The sequence below is a fragment of the Luethyella okanaganae genome (genome assembly GCF_042660285.1).
In the GTDB taxonomy this organism is placed as follows: domain Bacteria; phylum Actinomycetota; class Actinomycetes; order Actinomycetales; family Microbacteriaceae; genus Luethyella; species Luethyella okanaganae.
The window spans coordinates 226,661-242,911 of record NZ_JBHSTP010000003.1 but is presented as its reverse complement, the minus strand read 5'-3'; the positions used below and the strand labels follow the sequence as shown (position 1 = coordinate 242,911).

General features: G+C 64.5%; 15 protein-coding genes. 1 reads left to right on the top strand and 14 read right to left on the bottom strand.

All coding sequences use genetic code 11. The features are described 5' to 3' along the window. Positions 1-32: 32 nt before the first annotated feature. The 12 genes from ACFQB0_RS12550 to ACFQB0_RS12495 form a co-directional block, all read right to left on the bottom strand. Positions 33-836 carry an SURF1 family protein gene (locus tag ACFQB0_RS12550; RefSeq protein ID WP_386732141.1) on the bottom strand — a complete coding sequence of 268 codons (804 nt, stop codon included), beginning with the start codon at positions 834-836 and terminating at the stop codon, positions 33-35. 15 nt (positions 837-851) lie between these two features. Continuing rightward, a complete protein-coding gene (locus ACFQB0_RS12545) occupies positions 852-2,219 on the bottom strand; it encodes a cation:proton antiporter (protein WP_386732139.1) in 1,368 nt (455 codons plus the stop codon). A 3-nt stretch (positions 2,220-2,222) separates the two neighbouring features. After that, complete coding sequence (locus ACFQB0_RS12540) at positions 2,223-2,753, bottom strand: cation:proton antiporter regulatory subunit (RefSeq protein ID WP_386732137.1); 531 nt, start codon at positions 2,751-2,753, stop codon at positions 2,223-2,225. Positions 2,754-2,877: 124 nt separating this feature from the next. After that, the gene (locus tag ACFQB0_RS12535; RefSeq protein WP_386732134.1) at positions 2,878-5,010 is read right to left on the bottom strand and encodes a rhamnan synthesis F family protein; all 2,133 of its coding nucleotides are present in this window, start codon (positions 5,008-5,010) and stop codon (positions 2,878-2,880) included. After that, a complete protein-coding gene (locus tag ACFQB0_RS12530; RefSeq protein WP_386732131.1) occupies positions 5,007-5,888 on the bottom strand; it encodes an NAD-dependent epimerase/dehydratase family protein in 882 nt (293 codons plus the stop codon). Before ACFQB0_RS12530 ends, ACFQB0_RS12535 begins: the two co-directional genes overlap by 4 nt. Before the next feature lie 216 nt (positions 5,889-6,104). After that, the gene (locus tag ACFQB0_RS12525) at positions 6,105-7,454 is read right to left on the bottom strand and encodes a hypothetical protein (RefSeq protein WP_386732128.1); all 1,350 of its coding nucleotides are present in this window, start codon (positions 7,452-7,454) and stop codon (positions 6,105-6,107) included. A 98-nt stretch (positions 7,455-7,552) separates the two neighbouring features. After that, the gene (locus ACFQB0_RS12520; RefSeq protein WP_386732125.1) at positions 7,553-9,292 is read right to left on the bottom strand and encodes a glycerol-3-phosphate dehydrogenase/oxidase; all 1,740 of its coding nucleotides are present in this window, start codon (positions 9,290-9,292) and stop codon (positions 7,553-7,555) included. Positions 9,293-9,342: 50 nt separating this feature from the next. Next, positions 9,343-10,461 carry a GuaB3 family IMP dehydrogenase-related protein gene (locus ACFQB0_RS12515; RefSeq protein ID WP_386732811.1) on the bottom strand — a complete coding sequence of 373 codons (1,119 nt, stop codon included), beginning with the start codon at positions 10,459-10,461 and terminating at the stop codon, positions 9,343-9,345. Between the two features lie 503 nt (positions 10,462-10,964). Next, positions 10,965-11,435 (bottom strand): VOC family protein, encoded by a 471-nt coding sequence (locus tag ACFQB0_RS12510; protein WP_386732122.1) that lies wholly within the window; start codon positions 11,433-11,435, stop codon positions 10,965-10,967. Beyond that, entirely contained in the window at positions 11,432-11,692 is a 261-nt protein-coding gene (locus ACFQB0_RS12505; RefSeq protein WP_386732119.1) for a TfoX/Sxy family DNA transformation protein, read from the bottom strand. Before ACFQB0_RS12505 ends, ACFQB0_RS12510 begins: the two co-directional genes overlap by 4 nt. Further along, on the bottom strand, positions 11,689-12,129 hold the full coding sequence (locus ACFQB0_RS12500; RefSeq protein WP_386732116.1) for a MarR family winged helix-turn-helix transcriptional regulator: 441 nt from the start codon (positions 12,127-12,129) through the stop codon (positions 11,689-11,691). The genes ACFQB0_RS12505 and ACFQB0_RS12500 overlap by 4 nt, the downstream gene beginning before the upstream one ends. Positions 12,130-12,306: 177 nt before the next feature. Next, positions 12,307-13,467, bottom strand: coding sequence for an FAD-dependent monooxygenase (locus ACFQB0_RS12495; protein WP_386732113.1), 1,161 nt, complete (start codon positions 13,465-13,467; stop codon positions 12,307-12,309). A 66-nt stretch (positions 13,468-13,533) separates the two neighbouring features. Here ACFQB0_RS12495 and ACFQB0_RS12490 point away from each other — a divergent pair, with 66 nt between their 5' ends. Then, positions 13,534-14,139: a TetR/AcrR family transcriptional regulator gene (locus ACFQB0_RS12490; RefSeq protein ID WP_386732111.1), complete on the top strand. Its 606-nt coding sequence runs from the start codon at positions 13,534-13,536 to the stop codon at positions 14,137-14,139. 214 nt (positions 14,140-14,353) lie between these two features. Here ACFQB0_RS12490 and ACFQB0_RS12485 read toward each other — a convergent pair whose 3' ends face one another. Continuing rightward, on the bottom strand, positions 14,354-14,935 hold the full coding sequence (locus tag ACFQB0_RS12485; RefSeq protein WP_386732109.1) for a GNAT family N-acetyltransferase: 582 nt from the start codon (positions 14,933-14,935) through the stop codon (positions 14,354-14,356). A 73-nt stretch (positions 14,936-15,008) separates the two neighbouring features. Continuing rightward, positions 15,009-15,452, bottom strand: coding sequence for a DUF2867 domain-containing protein (locus tag ACFQB0_RS12480; protein WP_386732107.1), 444 nt, complete (start codon positions 15,450-15,452; stop codon positions 15,009-15,011). Between the last annotated feature and the right edge of the window lie 799 nt (positions 15,453-16,251).

Below are 16,251 nucleotides of genomic sequence, written 5' to 3'. Positions count from 1 at the left end.
TCAGGCGGATCGGATCGCAGGAATCGAGCAGGCTAACCGAACTGCCGGTCGTGCGTGCCACCCGGCTGCCCTGCCCCGAACCCGCCGGGCCCATCGGCAAGCTCCTCCTGCTCGCGCTCCCACGCGTCCTTGACGAGGCGGTACCAGAGGAACACTGCGAAGCCCGCGAAGATCACCCACTCGGCGGCGTAGAAGACGTTCAGCCAGTTGAGCGTCACCTGCGACTCGGGCGCCGGGGAGTCGATCGCGACGAGACCGTTCGGCGGATCGCTCGCCACGAGATAGGCCGAGTACACGGAGTGCTCGTCGAAGTCCGCCCACAGGTTGATGAGCGCGGCCACGGCGACGGTGGTCATCTCGTTCGGGTCGGCTCCTTCCGCGGGCACCTCGGGCGCCTCGCTCGGCAACAAGCGGCCATCGACCGTGAGGCTCGCCGCATCCGTCGACCGTGCGAGCCGCTCGACAACAGCCTGCGCAGCCGCTTCGTCGGCGACCCACCCTCGGGCCACGGCGAGTCCGGGCTCTCCTCGCTCCGCCACGGCCAGGTGACTCACGACCCAATAGCCGGGCTCTCCGCCGTTGAGTCGTCCCGCTACGATCTGCTCGTCGCCGGGAACCCAGCGGCCTTCGACCGAGACGCGTTGCCCCGTCGCCACCTGCCGGATCGGTTCGTCGGGTTGCGCCGTTTCGCGAAGCGGCTGCACGACCTCGGTCGTGCGTTCCTCCACCTGACCGGATTCGATGGCACGTTCGAGCTGCCACTGCCCGAGCAGGGCGAATCCGGCAGCGACGGCGAGCGCGAGCAGAAGCGCGAGCACCCATCGGGGGCGCAGCATGACCTGGAGCATGGCTTACTCGACGTCTTGCTTTTCTTCTGCACCGTCGTCTTTCGCGGCCTGCGCCCGCTCCACGACACGATCAACGGCACGCTGGGTCTCCGCATCCTGGCCGCCAGCCTTCTGTGGGCTGTCGAACTCGGCCGTCGCGGCCTCGACGAGCGCGATCTCCTCGGCCAGCATGGGGGCATGCGGTTTCCTGAGCGCCCGCTTCTTCGAAGGGGTGCGCAGGATGACCGCGCCGATCTTCTCGGAATTGGCTGCCAGGATCGGTCCGATCACCGCCATCACGAGCACATAGAGTCCCGCGAACGGCTGGATGCGCGGATCGAGGCCGGCGCTGAGCGACAGGGTCGCGAGGATCAACGCGAACTCGCCGCGGTTCTGCAGGATAGCCGTCGCGTTGATGCCGGCCTGCGGGCCGAACCCGTTCAGCCAGGCCACGAACTGTCCCGCGATGATGTTCAGCACGAGGGTCATCGCGACGGCGAGCACGACGGGGACGATGACCCCCGGAAACTGCGCCGGGTCGAGGGCGAGCCCGAAGTTGAGGAAGAAGAACGCGCCGAAGACGTCGCGCAGCGGGAGGGCGATGTGCTCGATCTTGTTGCGGTAGCGTGTGGCACCGAGCACGAGTCCGATGAGGAATGCCCCGATGGCGTCCGTCACGCCGAGGATCTCACCGATGCCGCCGAAGAGCACAGCGAGCCCGAAGAACAGGATGGTGAAGAGCTCGTCGTCCTTCGTGCGGAAGATGCGCGACACGAAACGCCCGCCCCAGCGCGCGACGGAGAACATGACGATGAGGAAGGCGAAGGCGATCGCGAGCTTGCCGACGACGGGCCAGAAGTCGGTCTCGCCGCTCAACACGACGGAGACGATGGCGAGGTAGATCGCGATGAAGATGTCTTCGACGACCGTCACGCCCAGGATCATCGGCGTCTCGCGGTTGGCGAGTCGGTTGAGCTCGATGAGAAGTTTGGTGACGATGGCGCTCGATGAGGTCGCGGTCATGCCCGCGATGATGAGCGCCTCGCGCGTGCCCCAGCCGACCATGAAACCGAAGGCGAAGCCGACCCCCATGTTCACGATGATGTAGGAGCCGCCCGAGATGAGGAGCTTGCCCGCGTTGCTGAAGAACTCGTCCTGGTCGAACTCGAGCCCTAGGTTGAACAGCAGCAGGATGAGGCCGAAGATGGCGATGAGTTCGATGTAGCCGTTCTCGAAGTTGAGCGGGAACCATCCGGTGTACGGACTCGCGAGCAGTCCGACGATCATGTAGATCGGGATGGATGGAAGGCCGATCGACTTGCCGAGACGCCCGAGCACGTAGGCGACGATCAGGAGCAGTCCGAGAACGATGAGGTCTTCGCCGAGGTGCATGCCCTAGCCTCCCGGCGGAGCGTCGATGGCGGCCTTCGCCTTGAGCTCGCCCGTGCGGAAGAACGCGAACGCTTTCGCGACCTTCTCAGGCGTGCCGGCGACGACGAGTGTGTCTCCTGGGAACACCTTGAAGTCGGCGGCCGGGGCGGGGTTCGCGGATTCCCCGCGCACGACGGCGACGACCGTGAGGCCTGCGATGCCGCGGTCGGCGGGGTTGCCAAGCGGTTGGCCGGCGATATGATCGTCGTAGTCGACGGTGAACCAGTCGATGCTGAGTCCGGGGATCTGGTCGAGCGCAGTGAGCGACTCGGTGATCTGGGTGCCGCCGAGGAGCTCGGCCAGAGTATGTGCCTCATCCTCGCTGAGTCGCAGCGAGACCTTGTTCGAGTCGGGACCGTCCTCGTCGTCTGAGAAGGTGATGAGGTCGCTGTGCCCGGAGCGGTGGGCGATGACGCCGACTTTGCCACCGTCATCGGTGACGAAGGTGTGCAACACACCGACTCCTGGAAGCTTGACCCGCCGAACGTCAACCATGGTTGGACTCCTGAGGATTGGGGCTGTCCGTCCACTCTACCCAAGCCGCGTTTCACTCCTGTTTCCGCGTCGGGTGGCGCAAGGCTCCTTCCACGCCTCCCGTCGCCCCGTGTCCGCCGGTTGTTCAGCGACGCCGAAGACGGCGCAGCCGCTCAGCGAGCAGCCGTCGGATCGACGGAGGCTCTGCAAGACTCAGCAGAGATTCGAGGACTACCTTCTCCCCAAGGAGAAAATGGATCTCGCGGAAGACGACGGAGAGACGGCTCCCACCCATAGCCGGACCCTCGACGATGAAGCGCGGATCGCCGTCGACGAAGACATCCAACTCGCCGATCCGGCTCGCGTTCTCCGCCCGCACGGTGAAGACCGTATCACCGTCGACCAACACCTCACCGCACGCGCATGCCATCCCCTCGACGGGGTCTAGCCGAACCGCGATCACATCGTCGGGCACATCGAGATCGATCCGGACGTCGCGCTGCGAAGCACCCCTGTCGGCGTAGGGGATGATCGTCTTGTCCGCCTCCGAGAAACCGCGACCGCGGTCCCAGTACACTCCCATCGCGAACAAGGCAGGCGCGTCGACGTACTGGGCGAGAAAACTGATCGACGACAGGCGGTGCACGAACGTCGAGAATCGTTCGCCCTCTCCCGCGCCGAACTCGCGATTCAGCTCCCCGATGTAGTGCATCGCATTTGTGAGGTGGTTGCGCGCGCGCGCTGGTGTCGCGACGAAGCGCGGCAAAAAACCGCTGTGCTGAACAACGAGCGGCAGGAGTCGGCGCTGGGCACGCGTACCCAGTCTGGAGACGCTCACGCGGACATCGTCCGGCAGATTGCCGAGGACGGCCAGAGCTGCGGGCCGAGCCCAGAATGCGCCGAGCGTCGGCGCTGTCGGCGCCTTCGCGGCAGAGACAGGAACCGTCGACCCGAGCGCGTCGAGCACTTCGGTGACAGCGGCGAAGTCTTCGCTCCAGCCGTGGCCGATTGCACCGTAGTACCAGCCGTGCTGCGGAGGAAGAGGACTCAGCATGCCCGTCTCCGGTCGGGAACCAAAGAATCCGATGATGCTTTCGATCTGCTCGGCGGAGCCGAGCACCATATCCAGAGCCTCCTCGGCCGCAGCCGCCCCGACTGTGACCGGAAACGCGTCGTCGACGACCGTCGCGTCGACGACACACACCAGTTCGTACGGTGCGCTGAGCTCGACCGCCCGGAGGAGCGGATCACGATGCCCGTCACCGACGGTGAGCACATCGATGGGGACGCGCATACTCCGGATCACGCTGAGGAGCGGATGGTCATCAGCGCCAAGAACGATGACCGCGGCCGTGGCCGCATCATTGGCCGCGACGACACCGTCTGGGATCTCATGGAGATTGAGGGCGATGCGAAGATCGTGCTGGTTCGCCGAGCGGATGAGGTGTCGCATCAGCATCTGAACGTCGTAGCGTCCGCTGGACTCGAGGTAGTCGAGCAAGGCTCGAGCCACGTAGTTCGAGTTCTCGTCGAGATAGGCGCCCGCGTCGATGAAGAACATCTTCCGTTTGAAGACCGGGCATCTTCGGTTCTCGATGAGATCGACCGGATCGTTGAAGAGCGGATAGTGCGATAAGCCGAGGGAGTCACGCGTATCGACGTAGCTCTCCCATCGGTATCCAGCGTTCGCGAATCGCTCAGTGAAGAACGCCTCGTGCTTCGACACCGCGTCGACGTAGGACAAGATCGGCCCCATGTCGTCCCAGTAGCGCCGGAACTCCTCCCCTTCGAACAGCGAACGGCGCACCGCGATGAAATGCGATTGGAGGTGCGGGGGCACCTCACAGACATCGAGCGTTCCCCATGGGTCGAAGCTCGCGCCGTTGTGCACCGTGATGCCCCAGAAGTCGATGTCCCGGGAGTTCATCTCCTCGAACATGTCTGCGAAGGAGTTGACAGGTCCCACAATGGTGAAGTTCATCATCACCATTTCGTCGAAGTCCGAGAGTCTCCCCCATCCGACGTGGTCGATGGCGGTCTTGTAGGCCCAGACATCGAAGCCCGAATTCGGCCGAACGATGACGGTGACCTTCTCGAGCCGCGAGAACGCGTCTCGCCCCTCGGCGCTCAACCGCCCGTTCACCACGACGATGAGCTCTGTGAAGTCTGCATTCATCGCCTGGAGGAAGTGGATGACGTATTCGTCGACCACGCCGGCCGGATCGTAGAAGAAATAGACACCGAGCCGGCGCACCCGCCCTGCCAGACCGAGAATCAACTCGTGACCCCTGCTTCGATTCGGCTCATGATGTAATGGATCGCCGTCGTGTCCGCCCAGATGGCCGGGGAGTCATACTGCCGATCCGGGAATGCTCCGTACAGCAACTCGATGTTGAACCCGCGCTCTGCAATGAAACGATCGACCATGTGGCGCAATTCGGTGGAAGTGCCGGAACCGCAATGGATCACACCGCGGACTTCGTCCTGCGAAGCGGCCGCAGCGATCTGACGGCCGAGCTCCTCCACATGGATGAAGTCGAACTTCCGGGTTCCGGTCGTGAACGGGAACGTCGTCTGCCCCTGGCGAGCGGCCGCGGCGATCCGAGAGAACACGGACTTACTGTTCTCCTCGTCACCGATGACGTAGAAACACCGTAGCCATTGGAACACGACATCAGTGCCCTCGAAATCCGCAGCGAGTGCTTTGCGGAGTGCATCCTTGGCCACACCGTACTGCGAAAGCGGATTCGTCGGTGTGTCGGCGTCGACCCGTCCCTCGTGATAACCCACCTCGTGCATGGTGCCGACGACCGCGAGCCTGCGGATACCCCGGTCGACGAGGCCGCTGAGGAATCGGTAGTGGTCGGACAACCTCAGCATGTGCGTAGGCGATGCATGTGTGAAGCCGGCCTCCCATGCCAGGTGGATACATGCGTCGGGGGAACCGAGCGCCTCGAAGTCCTCGTCGGAGAAGGCGAAGACATCCGCGGATACGAGCTGAGCACGCGCATCGATCGCCCGTCGAGCCGAGCTCGTCTCACGGTCGATCGCGATGACCTCTGCGCCGCGGTCGAGCAGCGCTCTCACGACGTGCCGACCGATGTATCCACTGGCACCCGTGACAAGCACCTTCTTAGCGAGCTCCACGACAGTCATCCCCTTCAGGTGCTATCCGAGACACCTCGTCGGCACCGTGTCACTTGACAACAATGAGGTATAAAGAGTTCGCACACGATATGCACATCAGCATAGAGTCACTCGACGGAGGATCGAACTCTCGATTCCCACGGGCTCCTCGCCACACATCGTAACGGTTTCGGAGGTCCTCGTACACGGCTGGTATCACAGGCTCCGTCAGCCTGCTTTGGAGTGCTAGCTTCGTGGAGATGTGCCGCGCAGACCCTCGATCATTCGCCAGGACCGAGAGCGGCGGATCTCAACATTCAGTGCGGCCAGATCGCGAGCATCCATGGATTCGAGACCCACAGCACGGAACGGCTGATGCCCTCTGAGGCGGGCTCTCGCCCAGCGCACAGGTGCGCTCACCCTCCAGATCGGCGAGTCGAGAGTTCCTCTGAGTTCGCGGTAGGCGCTTCGCCATTCCGCCTGCCGAGCCCTCTCCTTCTCCTCGGAATCCCGATGACGACTCTCGGCCATCCCCAGCTGAACGCGCAACTCGGCGCACTCCGCCTCGGCCTCCGCGAGTCCACCTTGCAGTCCCCTCACATCGGACTGAAGTTTGACGACGAGCCTGTAGATGTCCCCGTAGAGTTCGAGGAAGCTCTTGTAGCGTCTGGCCTGCTCCGCCGTCAACGCGATCGGTGTCGCCGTCTCTATGCGTGGATCCGACAGGAGTTCGGACATACGCCGCGACATGCGCCATCGTTCTGCGAAGGCGGAACGGTTGTCGCGTGCGTAGACGGCCGCATCCGGATAGCCTTCCACGAGTTCCCGAGCGATGATGTCAGGTGCGGCCATGCGTCGAGTCGCCCGCCCGGAGAAGGCGTGGAAATGCTCGTGCTCGAAGTTGCCGTCGTCCAGCCAGCCGATTCCGCCGAAGTGATCGTAGACATAGCAGGGAATACCCATCGACAACGCGAAAGGAACCGTCTTGCCGATCGTGAGCACGGCGTCGAACTCGCCGAGAATCTCCGGGGAGACCCGGCGCGGCCCGTCTTGCCCTCCGAGTATCTCCACGTGCACACCCTTGCCGCGCACGAGTCCCATGGCCTCCCGTACCTCTTCAGGGGCGTGATTCGACACGACCAGCAACCGCTCCAACCGTCCATTCCTCTCGGAAACGGTCGCGTCGGCGAAGCAGTCGGGAGCCGGATTATCGAAAACGAGCAGATGATCAGGATCAAGACCGAACAGCATGATCGCTTCGACGGCAGCGGGCGACATCCCGGTGGACAGCGAGGCAATGCGATTCTCGATCTCGGCCAGAATCGGCATCTCGATGTTCATGAAAACGGAGAGATGATGCCAGACGATGGGAGTCTCGATACCTCGATAGCACAGTCGGTCGATCATCGTCGGGGGTAGGAGGCTGTGCTGAATCCAGATGAGATCATAGTCGTCGTCAAAAGGAGCTTCCGGATCGGCGACCACAACGCGTAGCCGTCCCCAGGACGACAGCTGCTGCACCAGCTCGAGCATCGGGGAGCCGAGGTCGTTGGTGTAGACGTCGACGAACCAGTCGGCACCGAGAAAGTACTCCATGAGCTCGAGCGCGACGGTCTCCGAACCGGCGAGATCTCGAAGATGATTCGTGCAGAGGAGGATGCGGGGCCGCCTGCTCCGAACCGCCTCCGCTCCACCTACGACGGCTCCTCCACCGCCATGATGTCGGGCGCCTCGAGGCGGACCCGGTCGGCGGACTCGTCGTCGGGCTGCTCCTGCGAGGCTCGCTCGGCGGCGACGCGTTTGAGGTAGTTCGCCACCTCGAGTTCCTCGCGCGCCTCGTCCCAACCGAGCACCCCGCCCATAAGCTTCGCCGCGACCGGAGCCGCCGAGACGCCACGGTCCCACGCCTCGATCGAGATGCGGGTGCGGCGGGCGAGCACGTCTTCGAGGTGCAGCGCACCCTCGTGCGAGGCCGCGTAGACGACTTCGGCGGCGAGGTAGTCGTCGGCACCCGGCAGTGCGTCGCCGAGCTTCGGGTCGGACCGGATGAGGTCGAGCAGCTCGTCAGTGAGCGTGCCGTAGCGGTTGAGCAGATGCTCGATGCGCACCTTGTGCACACCGAAAGCCCGGGCGATCTTGCCGCGTTTGTTCCACGCGGCCTGGTACCCCTCGGCGCCGAGCAATGGGATGTCCTGGGTCGTCGACACGGGGATCTTGCCGTCGAGCGCGTCGACCGCCGCATCGATCGCATCCTTCGCCATCACCCGGTAGGTGGTCCACTTTCCGCCTGCGATGACGACGAGCCCCGGTACGGTGTGCGCGACGAGGTGCTCGCGCGAGAGCTTGGAGGTCTGATCGCTCTCACCCGCGAGCAGGGGCCGCAGTCCGGCATAGACACCCTCCACGTCCTCACGTGTCAGGTCGACGGCGAGCACCTTATTGACGTGCTCGAGCAGGTAGTCGATGTCGGCGGCCGTTGCGGCCGGATGTGCCTTGTCGAGATTCCATTCCGTGTCGGTCGTGCCAATGAGCCAGTGCCTGCCCCACGGGATCACGAATAGAACGCTCTTCTCGGTGCGCAGCAAGAGGCCCATCGACGACTGGAAACGATCGCGCGGCACAACGAGGTGGATGCCTTTCGACGCGCGCACTTTGAAGGTGCCGCGTTCGCCGACCATGCGCTGGGTGTCGTCCGTCCACACACCCGTCGCGTTCACGACCTGCTTGGCTCGCACCTCGAACCGCTCACCGGTATGCAGGTCATGCGCATGTACCCCGACCACCCGCTCACCGACCTTGACGAAGCCATCGACACGCACCCGGGATGCCGCGTGCGCTCCATAGAAAGAGGCCGTGCGCACGAGCGACGCGACGTACCGCGCGTCGTCGACCTGCGCGTCGTAGTAGGTGATGCCACCGATGAGAGCGTCATTCGAGAGCGATGGGATCGCCCGCTGCACCTGGCGCTTCGACAGGTGCTTGTGGTGCGGGACTCCCGGCGGACGCCCGCCCGTGTAGCTGAAGACATCGTAGAGCAGCATGCCTGCGCCGACATACGCCCGTTCGATCACATGCTTCCGGAGCGGATACAGGAAGCGTACCGGCTTGACGAGGTGCGGAGCGATACGCTGCAACAGCAGGCCGCGCTCGGTGAGCGCCTCGCGCACGAGACGAAAGTCGAGTTGCTCCAGGTACCGGATGCCGCCGTGCACAAGCTTCGAAGACCGACTCGAGGTTCCCGACGCCCAGTCGCGAGCCTCCAGTATCCCGACGCTCAGTCCACGCGTGACGGCGTCGAGCGCGGAACCGGCCCCGACGATGCCACCGCCAACGACGAGGATGTCGAGCTCCTTCTCCTTCAACCGGGCGAGGGCGGCGGTCCGCTCCTCCGGTCCCAGTTTCGTCGAACGCGCAACCGTCTTGAACTTGGCCATTCCATGCCTCCCGTGCTACCCCATATTGCCGGACTGCTGCTCCTCCGACGCTAGTTCACCCGGTAGGGAGCCACAACAACCTCGACCCTCTGGAACTCTTTGAGGTCGGAGTACCCGGTGGTCGCCATCGAGCGGCGCAGCGCACCGACGAGGTTCGCGGTTCCTTCGGCGACGGGCGCCGGGCCGTAGAGGATCTCCTCGAGCGGCGCGATTGTGCCGACATGCACGCGGTTGCCGCGCGGAAGCTTGGGGTGGTGCGCCTCCGCCCCCCAGTGGAAGCCGCCGCCCGGGGCGTCCGTGGCCCTGGCGAGCGTGGTGCCGAGCATGACGGCGTCCGCGCCACAGGCGATCGCCTTGACGATGTCGCCAGACGAGCCGAGGCCGCCATCGGCGATGACATGCACGTAACGCCCACCGGACTCGTCCATGTAGTCGCGGCGGGCTCCGGCGACGTCGGCCACCGCCGTGGCCATGGGGGCGTGAATGCCGAGCGTCGCGCGGGTCGTGGACGCCGCCCCTCCCCCGAAGCCGACGAGCACCCCCGCCGCACCCGTGCGCATGAGGTGGAGGGCAGCGGTATAGCTCGCCGCACCGCCGACGATCACGGGCACGTCGAGTTCGTAGATGAACTTCTTGAGGTTGAGCGGTTCCTGTTTCTTGGAGACGTGCTCGGCCGACACGGTCGTACCGCGGATGACGAACAGGTCGACACCGGCCGCGACAACCGTCTCATAGAGTTCCTGGGTGCGCTGCGGCGAGAGGGCGCCGGCGACGGTGACCCCCGCCGCGCGGATCTCCGCCAGGCGCTCCGTGACGAGCCCGGGTTTGATGGGCTCGGAGTAGATCCGCTGCATCCTGGCCGTCGTCTGCCCGACCGGCAGGCCGCGGATCTCTGCGAGCAACGGCTCGGGGTCCTCGTAGCGCGTCCACAGTCCCTCGAGGTCGAGGACGCCGAGCCCGCCGAGCCGCCCCATCATGATCGCCGTCGTGGGCGACACGACCGAGTCCATCGGCGCAGCGAGGAAGGGGATGCCGAACTGATAGGCGTCGATCGACCAGCCGACGGAGACGTCTTCGGGATCGCGAGTACGCCGGCTCGGCACGATCGCGATGTCGTCGAAGGCATATACGCGCCGCGCCCGCTTGGATCGGCCGATCTCAATCTCCATGCTCACGTCTCAACCCTAGCGAACGAGCGCGGGATCGCCTGCGGTGGCGACCGACCGCAGCCGGGCACCGGTGCATCTCAGGAAGCGGTCGAAACTCCGCGCGAACCAGCGGTCGTGGGTGACGGCGAGCACGGTTCCGTCGAAAAGTACCTCATTCCCGAACCCACCTGATCGGATACCGCATCGGCGATGAAGAACCGGGATTCGTCGTCCGGCTCAACACCACCGCCACCCCTGCGGACGGTCGCGGGCCCCGCCCCGTGCACAGGCTGGTCAGCTCTGACCGCACCGTCTTTGACCGGGCGGGGCAGGCACCCGCCTAACGAAGCAGCGGACCGAGTGCCGCCACAACATCACAGTCAAGGTGGAAGTAGACCGGCCGCTGCCCGATCCCGGTATGAACGAGCACAGAACTATTCACGCCGCATCCAGCCTCTCCCGCGCGTCGGATCACAACGACTCTAACGGCCGGCGCCACCGAACCCGATGCTTCATCGCCAGATTCAGCAGCTGCGCGTCGAATTCCTCGACGACCCTGCAATGCGGGTCGTGTGGTTCATGGAGCAAGTCCGGGTTTTCAGAGCATGGGCTGTCTGGCGAGATCGGGCGCGGCGGCGTAGTCGGTGAGGCCGATGACGTTCCCCCGCCGGGTCCGCGACCTCAACGACCCACCCGGTGCGGATCCGCGTTGGCTCACCAAGAGGTGCGACGCCGGCTTCTGCGAGACGGGACGCCGCGGCGCGCGCATCCGGGACTTCAAGCCAGACCCGCGCGCCGTGTCCACCGGAGACAGTGCCCGGCCCCGCGAGCCGGACGACGAAGCCGGGCTCCTCGACGCCGATGCGATAGCCGACGATTCCGGGATCCGGAAAGGCGTACTTCTCGGTCAAGCCCAGGACCGTGCCATAGAAGTGACGTGCCGAGTCGAGGTCGGGGACGTCGATCACGATGTTGTCGATGCCGAGAATGTTCACGAGTTCCTCCTGCGGGCGAAATCTGCCAGCTCGGTGCGACGCTCGACCGGGAGCAGGTGCCAGCGAACGCCTTGGATGGCCCCCTCAAGGGCGAGCAGACTGTGGACGCAGTCGAACGAGTCAACGCGGCGAAGCCTTTCCCAGACGGGCATGGCACCCTCCCTCCGCAACTCTTCGAGGTCATCGATGCCGATCCCGCGCAGACCCGCCGCCAGGCGCGGGCCGATGTTCACCACCTCTGCGAGCGCACAAGTCATGAGAGCGCCCACTCGTCCAGTCCGAACAGCTCGACCGCATCCTCCAACGCAACCGCAAGTCGTCTCGCGCGGTCGACTTCCACTGTCGCCCGCAGACGCACCGGACCGGCCAGCGGCGCGTCCCGCACCAGGCTGCGTCCCTGTTCGGTCAGCCGCAACCGCCGTGAACGACGATCCTCAGGAGAGGGATCCAACACGACGAACCCGAGCTTCGCGACCCGGTCGATCAGCTGCCCCAGCGTCGCCGGATGCATGACCAGCTGCGCCCGCAGCCGGGCAAGCGTCGTCTCGCCCTCCCCGATGATCCGCAGGATCGCGAGCTGCCCGCCGGTCACGCCGAACTCTGCTCGCAGACGACGATCGAACTCCGCCAGCGCCGCGTTCAGTCGTAGCCAGGCACGTATCGCCCCGACCCCTGCGCCTTCGTCACCGTCCACCACATCATTATGTGGCACATAACAAATCGGGGTCAACAGATCGCCATGGCCGTTCTCTGAAAGTTCACGTCACCTGCACTGAAGGTTGAGTAGTGTCCGTGCAGCCGTTGGCGCTAAGCGCATTGCTGGGCTGGTCAGAGGTCGAGGTATTCGCGAAGCTTCCGTTTCTGCTCGCCGTCATACCGGGGGTGTCCACGATTGCAGCCCGTCCAGCTGGCGTCGCAGAGCCGACTGCGGTGTGGCTGTCAGCACGAGGTCGCGCAGACGCGACAGAGCCCGACCGGGGATGTGTGCGAGTTGCCCGACCAGTCGAGATTGCTGAGCGATTCGCTGGCTTCGTGGCCTGCGGAGCTCGTCGTAGCGTTCCAACGCGGCGGTCAGCCTGCCAGCGTCAGGTGTCGCGTCCTTCGCGAACGAAGCGACGAGTGCGGCGAGAGTCGCGGCATCCTCCATCGCCTGACCGCCGCCTTGTCCGAGGTTTGGTGTCATCGCGTGTGCCGCATCACCCAGCAGGACGACGCGACCCTGGACGAAGCAGCCAAGAGGTCTGGCGAGCTCCTCGATCGGAAGGTAGTGGATTCGCTCGCTCGGAGTGGCTGCGATCAGCTCCGGAATCGGCCGGTGCCATCCGCCGAAGAGTTGGTTCAGCGTGGCAGCGTCATCGTCGAACTGCGTGCCCTGCGGTGTGGTGATGACTCCGAACCAGTACACTCGGCCGTCCGCGAGCGGCGCGATGCCGAACCGCCGAGCCGCACCCCAGCTCTCGCCCGCTTCCCCGCCCAGATCAACAGGATGCTCCGTGACCCCGCGCCACGTCGAATAGCCGGCATAGACCACGCCCGGGTCATCGAAACACCTGCGCCGGACGACGCTCCTCAGCCCGTCCGCCGCCACCACGAGATCGAACGACTCGGCGATCTCCTGGCCGTCCGGTCCGACAGAGGTGAGATGCCCTTCGAATGACACGTCGAGAACACGGTGTCCCGCGCACACGGCGCCCGCCTCGAGGGAGGAGACCAGCAGTGCATGGAGTTCGGCTCGATCGACCACCCGGAGCCGAGTCAACGCGTCCATCGGGTAGGTGGACAACCACGACCCGTCGGGGCGGCGCTGCCCACCGCGAAACGACGACGCCGTAGCGTCCGTGATCGCCCGGAACCCCTCCCCCAGCCCCAGTGCCTCCAGAGCCCGCACGCCGTTGCCGAAGACCGACAGTCCAGAACCACCGGGCCGCAGTTCGGACGCGCGCTCGAAGACCACGACATCCGCGCCGACCCTCTGCAAGCCCACGGCGGCACAGAGGCCACCGATACCGGATCCCACCACTGCCACTCTCATGAACAACCTCCCACTACAAATGTAGAGCACTCGTCCCGGGCAACTCTACACCTGTAAAGTTGTGTCATGCCTGCCTCCGAACGCAGCGGTGTCGACCGTCGAAAGCTGATCGCCGAAAGCGGCGTCCGCATCATCGCTCGCGATGGAGTCCGTGCGCTCACCCACCGCGCCGTGGACCGGGAGGCAGGCATTCCGCAAGGGTCGACCTCGTACTACGTTCCGACCCGCCACGCGCTGATCGACCTCATCGTCTCCGTCCTCGCTGAGCGCTCGATCGCAGACGCGGAGCAGGCCGCCAGCAGATTGGACACTGCGACGCACGGGGAGAGGCGCCTCGACGCCGCCACGCTCGCCCGCCAGATTGCGGCCCTGATCCAGACGCTCTCTTCCCGCCGCGACGACATGCGAGCCCGTTATGCGCTCCTTTTGGAACTCGAAGACGATACGGCCCTCCGCGCCAGACTGACCGAGAAATCCGACGTCCACGTCAAGCTCCGCCACTCGGCAGCATCGGCACTCGCACAGGCAGGAGTCCCTGACCCCAAGGGAAGAGCCGAGGAACTCTTCGCCCTCACCGATTCACTCGTCCTCCAACGACTCATGCTGGGAGCCGTCAGACCCATCGAGCCAATCCTCGCGGCCTATCTCCGCGGCATCCTCACCGGAGATTGAGCGTTCACAACCTCACAAGGAAGAACGGGCAGGGCGTAGACGGGCAACTCTCAAGAGACGGCGGCATTCCGCCCTCCACTCCTCGGAGGCAAGTGGGAGTCGGGCAGGGTTGGATCGACAGGCCGGTTAGACGCTCTGTGATCACTACATAAACTTCGTTGGCTCGCCCCTTGCCGTCCAACTTGGCGTTGGCCTCGCCGGTCGCGGCTTCGGGTCATGCTGGTGAGTTCTTAGGCCGAGTCATGGGGACAGCTGTGACAGCGCTCCCTGGGATGCGTACCGCCGGCTCTGCGACGAAGCCCCGGCGCAGATAGAACGGCAGGTTGCGTTGATTCGAGCTATGGAGGTGGATGGGCCGCGGATCGCGATCGACCCCGGCGATCAACGCCGTCACGAGCGCCGTGCCTTCACCTCGCCCTTGAGCCTGCGGGCTGGTGGCGAGCATGTCGAGATAGGTGTGGCGTTCGCGTGGATGCGTCGCTCGAAGGAGCCTGCCCGCCTCGGCCACCGTGCTGATCGGCTCGACACCCGTCGCGGTCGCAGCGTCCGGCACCGTGCCCGAGACAGCCACGGGCACCTCAAACTCTTCGATGAGAAGCACCGATTGCCCGCTGGACGAGGCGAACGCCCACCCACGTTCCACAGTCGTCTCGACGGCTGCCTCGAAGCGACGCGCGAGCACGGACACCCGGTCAGGGTCAGGCGGCACGAGCCAACGGTAGAACGGGTCGTCGGCGAGGGACTCCGCGAGGAGACGGGCAACACGAGCGATGTCCGTGCGACGGATGAGCTTCACCGCCGCATCCTTTCGGTAATCGAAGCAAACATGGTGGACGACCCGACATATTTGGGAACCACTGTCGGTTTGGTCAAATTTTCTTGGGTGCGGCGTGTTGGAGAATTCGGCCCATGAGGGCTTTGTGTCCTGGCCATATCAGGGCGAGGTATAGGGAGCCCAAACGGTCTAAGCTACGCGCTTGAGTCGCTAATACCCCGTAGCTACCTTCTGTAGAGGTTGCTATATAGAACGAGGACTCGAAGGCTATATGCGTATCCTGGCTACCGCCCCTCACGACGGTCTCGGATACCTCCGTGAAACGGAACGGTCCTGCAGTTTCACCAACGGCGAGGTGGAAGTCTCTTGCGCCCGGACGGTCTTGCGTGGCGAATCCGAGCTTCCCAACGATACGATCCCTGATTTTCAGCAGATTCAACAGCCACATAGGTGTGTTTCCTAGGGCTGTAGAAGCGAATTCACGCGCATTCCAGCTCTGTGGAACCTTGACGAAATGCGCGTCTCCAAATGAAACCATCACAACCTCCACCAATACTCCCAAGACAATCCCGCCCAGGCTGTTACTCAGACAGTACCTCGCTCCGAGCCTTCAGGGCGGCGAGAGGCCGACCTCCGGGCCGACCCCGCGACCACGACGACCGCGAACAACTCACGGCTGAACTCGACCTCATCCTCACCGGATAGGCACGCGGCACGCGCTGAAGAGGAGACCCTAGATCAGAGTTCCCTGATGATAGATGGCTGACCATCCCGTCTCGGCCCAGGTCCAAATCGTCGCACGCCGGCTACAACGACCTTCCTGATCGAGCTCATACGTTGCCAGAAACGTAGCGTTGCCGAGGTCACGCACGGCGAAGTCTCGAATCCTGACCTCCAGCTCATGGACCCTGTCCAAGTATCGCGACGTCACATACAGATCCTCCCTCGGCAAGCCAATGACGCCGTCGTGGTGCCGTAGGAGTGGGCCACGACGTTCAACGACATTCCCGACCCCCGGCACCGTAACTCGTCGGACTCGGCTGTTCAGGGGTTGCCTTGTTCCTTCTCGATGATCTTTGCCGCGCGGACGGGTACACACACCGATTCACCGTTGATGCTGTCGCCGATCGTGTCCGCGTAGAAGCCGACAATCATTGACGCCGAGTCTGTGGGGATGATCGCGCCGTCCTGCTCCGTGAATGGATCTGTAGGACCGTTGGGGCCGTAGAGGCCCTCGCTGCTTCGGTTCGCGGCGTCAAGCGCCCGCTTTCCTGCTTCGGGGCATCTCGACCTCGATCTCGTGGCCTCCGGTTGACTGGCGGCGCTTGAAGCTCGAG

What these genes read in the sequence shown, in the direction of transcription:
- ACFQB0_RS12495 (WP_386732113.1), bottom strand. Translation starts at nt 13,467, where the DNA reads ATGAGAGTGGCAGTGGTGGGATCCGGTATCGGTGGCCTCTGTGCCGCC.
- ACFQB0_RS12480 (WP_386732107.1), bottom strand. Translation starts at nt 15,452, where the DNA reads ATGGTTTCATTTGGAGACGCGCATTTCGTCAAGGTTCCACAGAGCTGG.
- ACFQB0_RS12550 (WP_386732141.1), bottom strand. Translation starts at nt 836, where the DNA reads ATGCTGCGCCCCCGATGGGTGCTCGCGCTTCTGCTCGCGCTCGCCGTC.
- ACFQB0_RS12520 (WP_386732125.1), bottom strand. Translation starts at nt 9,292, where the DNA reads ATGGCCAAGTTCAAGACGGTTGCGCGTTCGACGAAACTGGGACCGGAG.
- ACFQB0_RS12490 (WP_386732111.1), top strand. Translation starts at nt 13,534, where the DNA reads ATGCCTGCCTCCGAACGCAGCGGTGTCGACCGTCGAAAGCTGATCGCC.
- ACFQB0_RS12540 (WP_386732137.1), bottom strand. Translation starts at nt 2,753, where the DNA reads ATGGTTGACGTTCGGCGGGTCAAGCTTCCAGGAGTCGGTGTGTTGCAC.
- ACFQB0_RS12530 (WP_386732131.1), bottom strand. Translation starts at nt 5,888, where the DNA reads ATGACTGTCGTGGAGCTCGCTAAGAAGGTGCTTGTCACGGGTGCCAGT.
- ACFQB0_RS12505 (WP_386732119.1), bottom strand. Translation starts at nt 11,692, where the DNA reads ATGACTTGTGCGCTCGCAGAGGTGGTGAACATCGGCCCGCGCCTGGCG.
- ACFQB0_RS12545 (WP_386732139.1), bottom strand. Translation starts at nt 2,219, where the DNA reads ATGCACCTCGGCGAAGACCTCATCGTTCTCGGACTGCTCCTGATCGTC.
- ACFQB0_RS12515 (WP_386732811.1), bottom strand. Translation starts at nt 10,461, where the DNA reads ATGGAGATTGAGATCGGCCGATCCAAGCGGGCGCGGCGCGTATATGCC.
- ACFQB0_RS12525 (WP_386732128.1), bottom strand. Translation starts at nt 7,454, where the DNA reads ATGGAGTACTTTCTCGGTGCCGACTGGTTCGTCGACGTCTACACCAAC.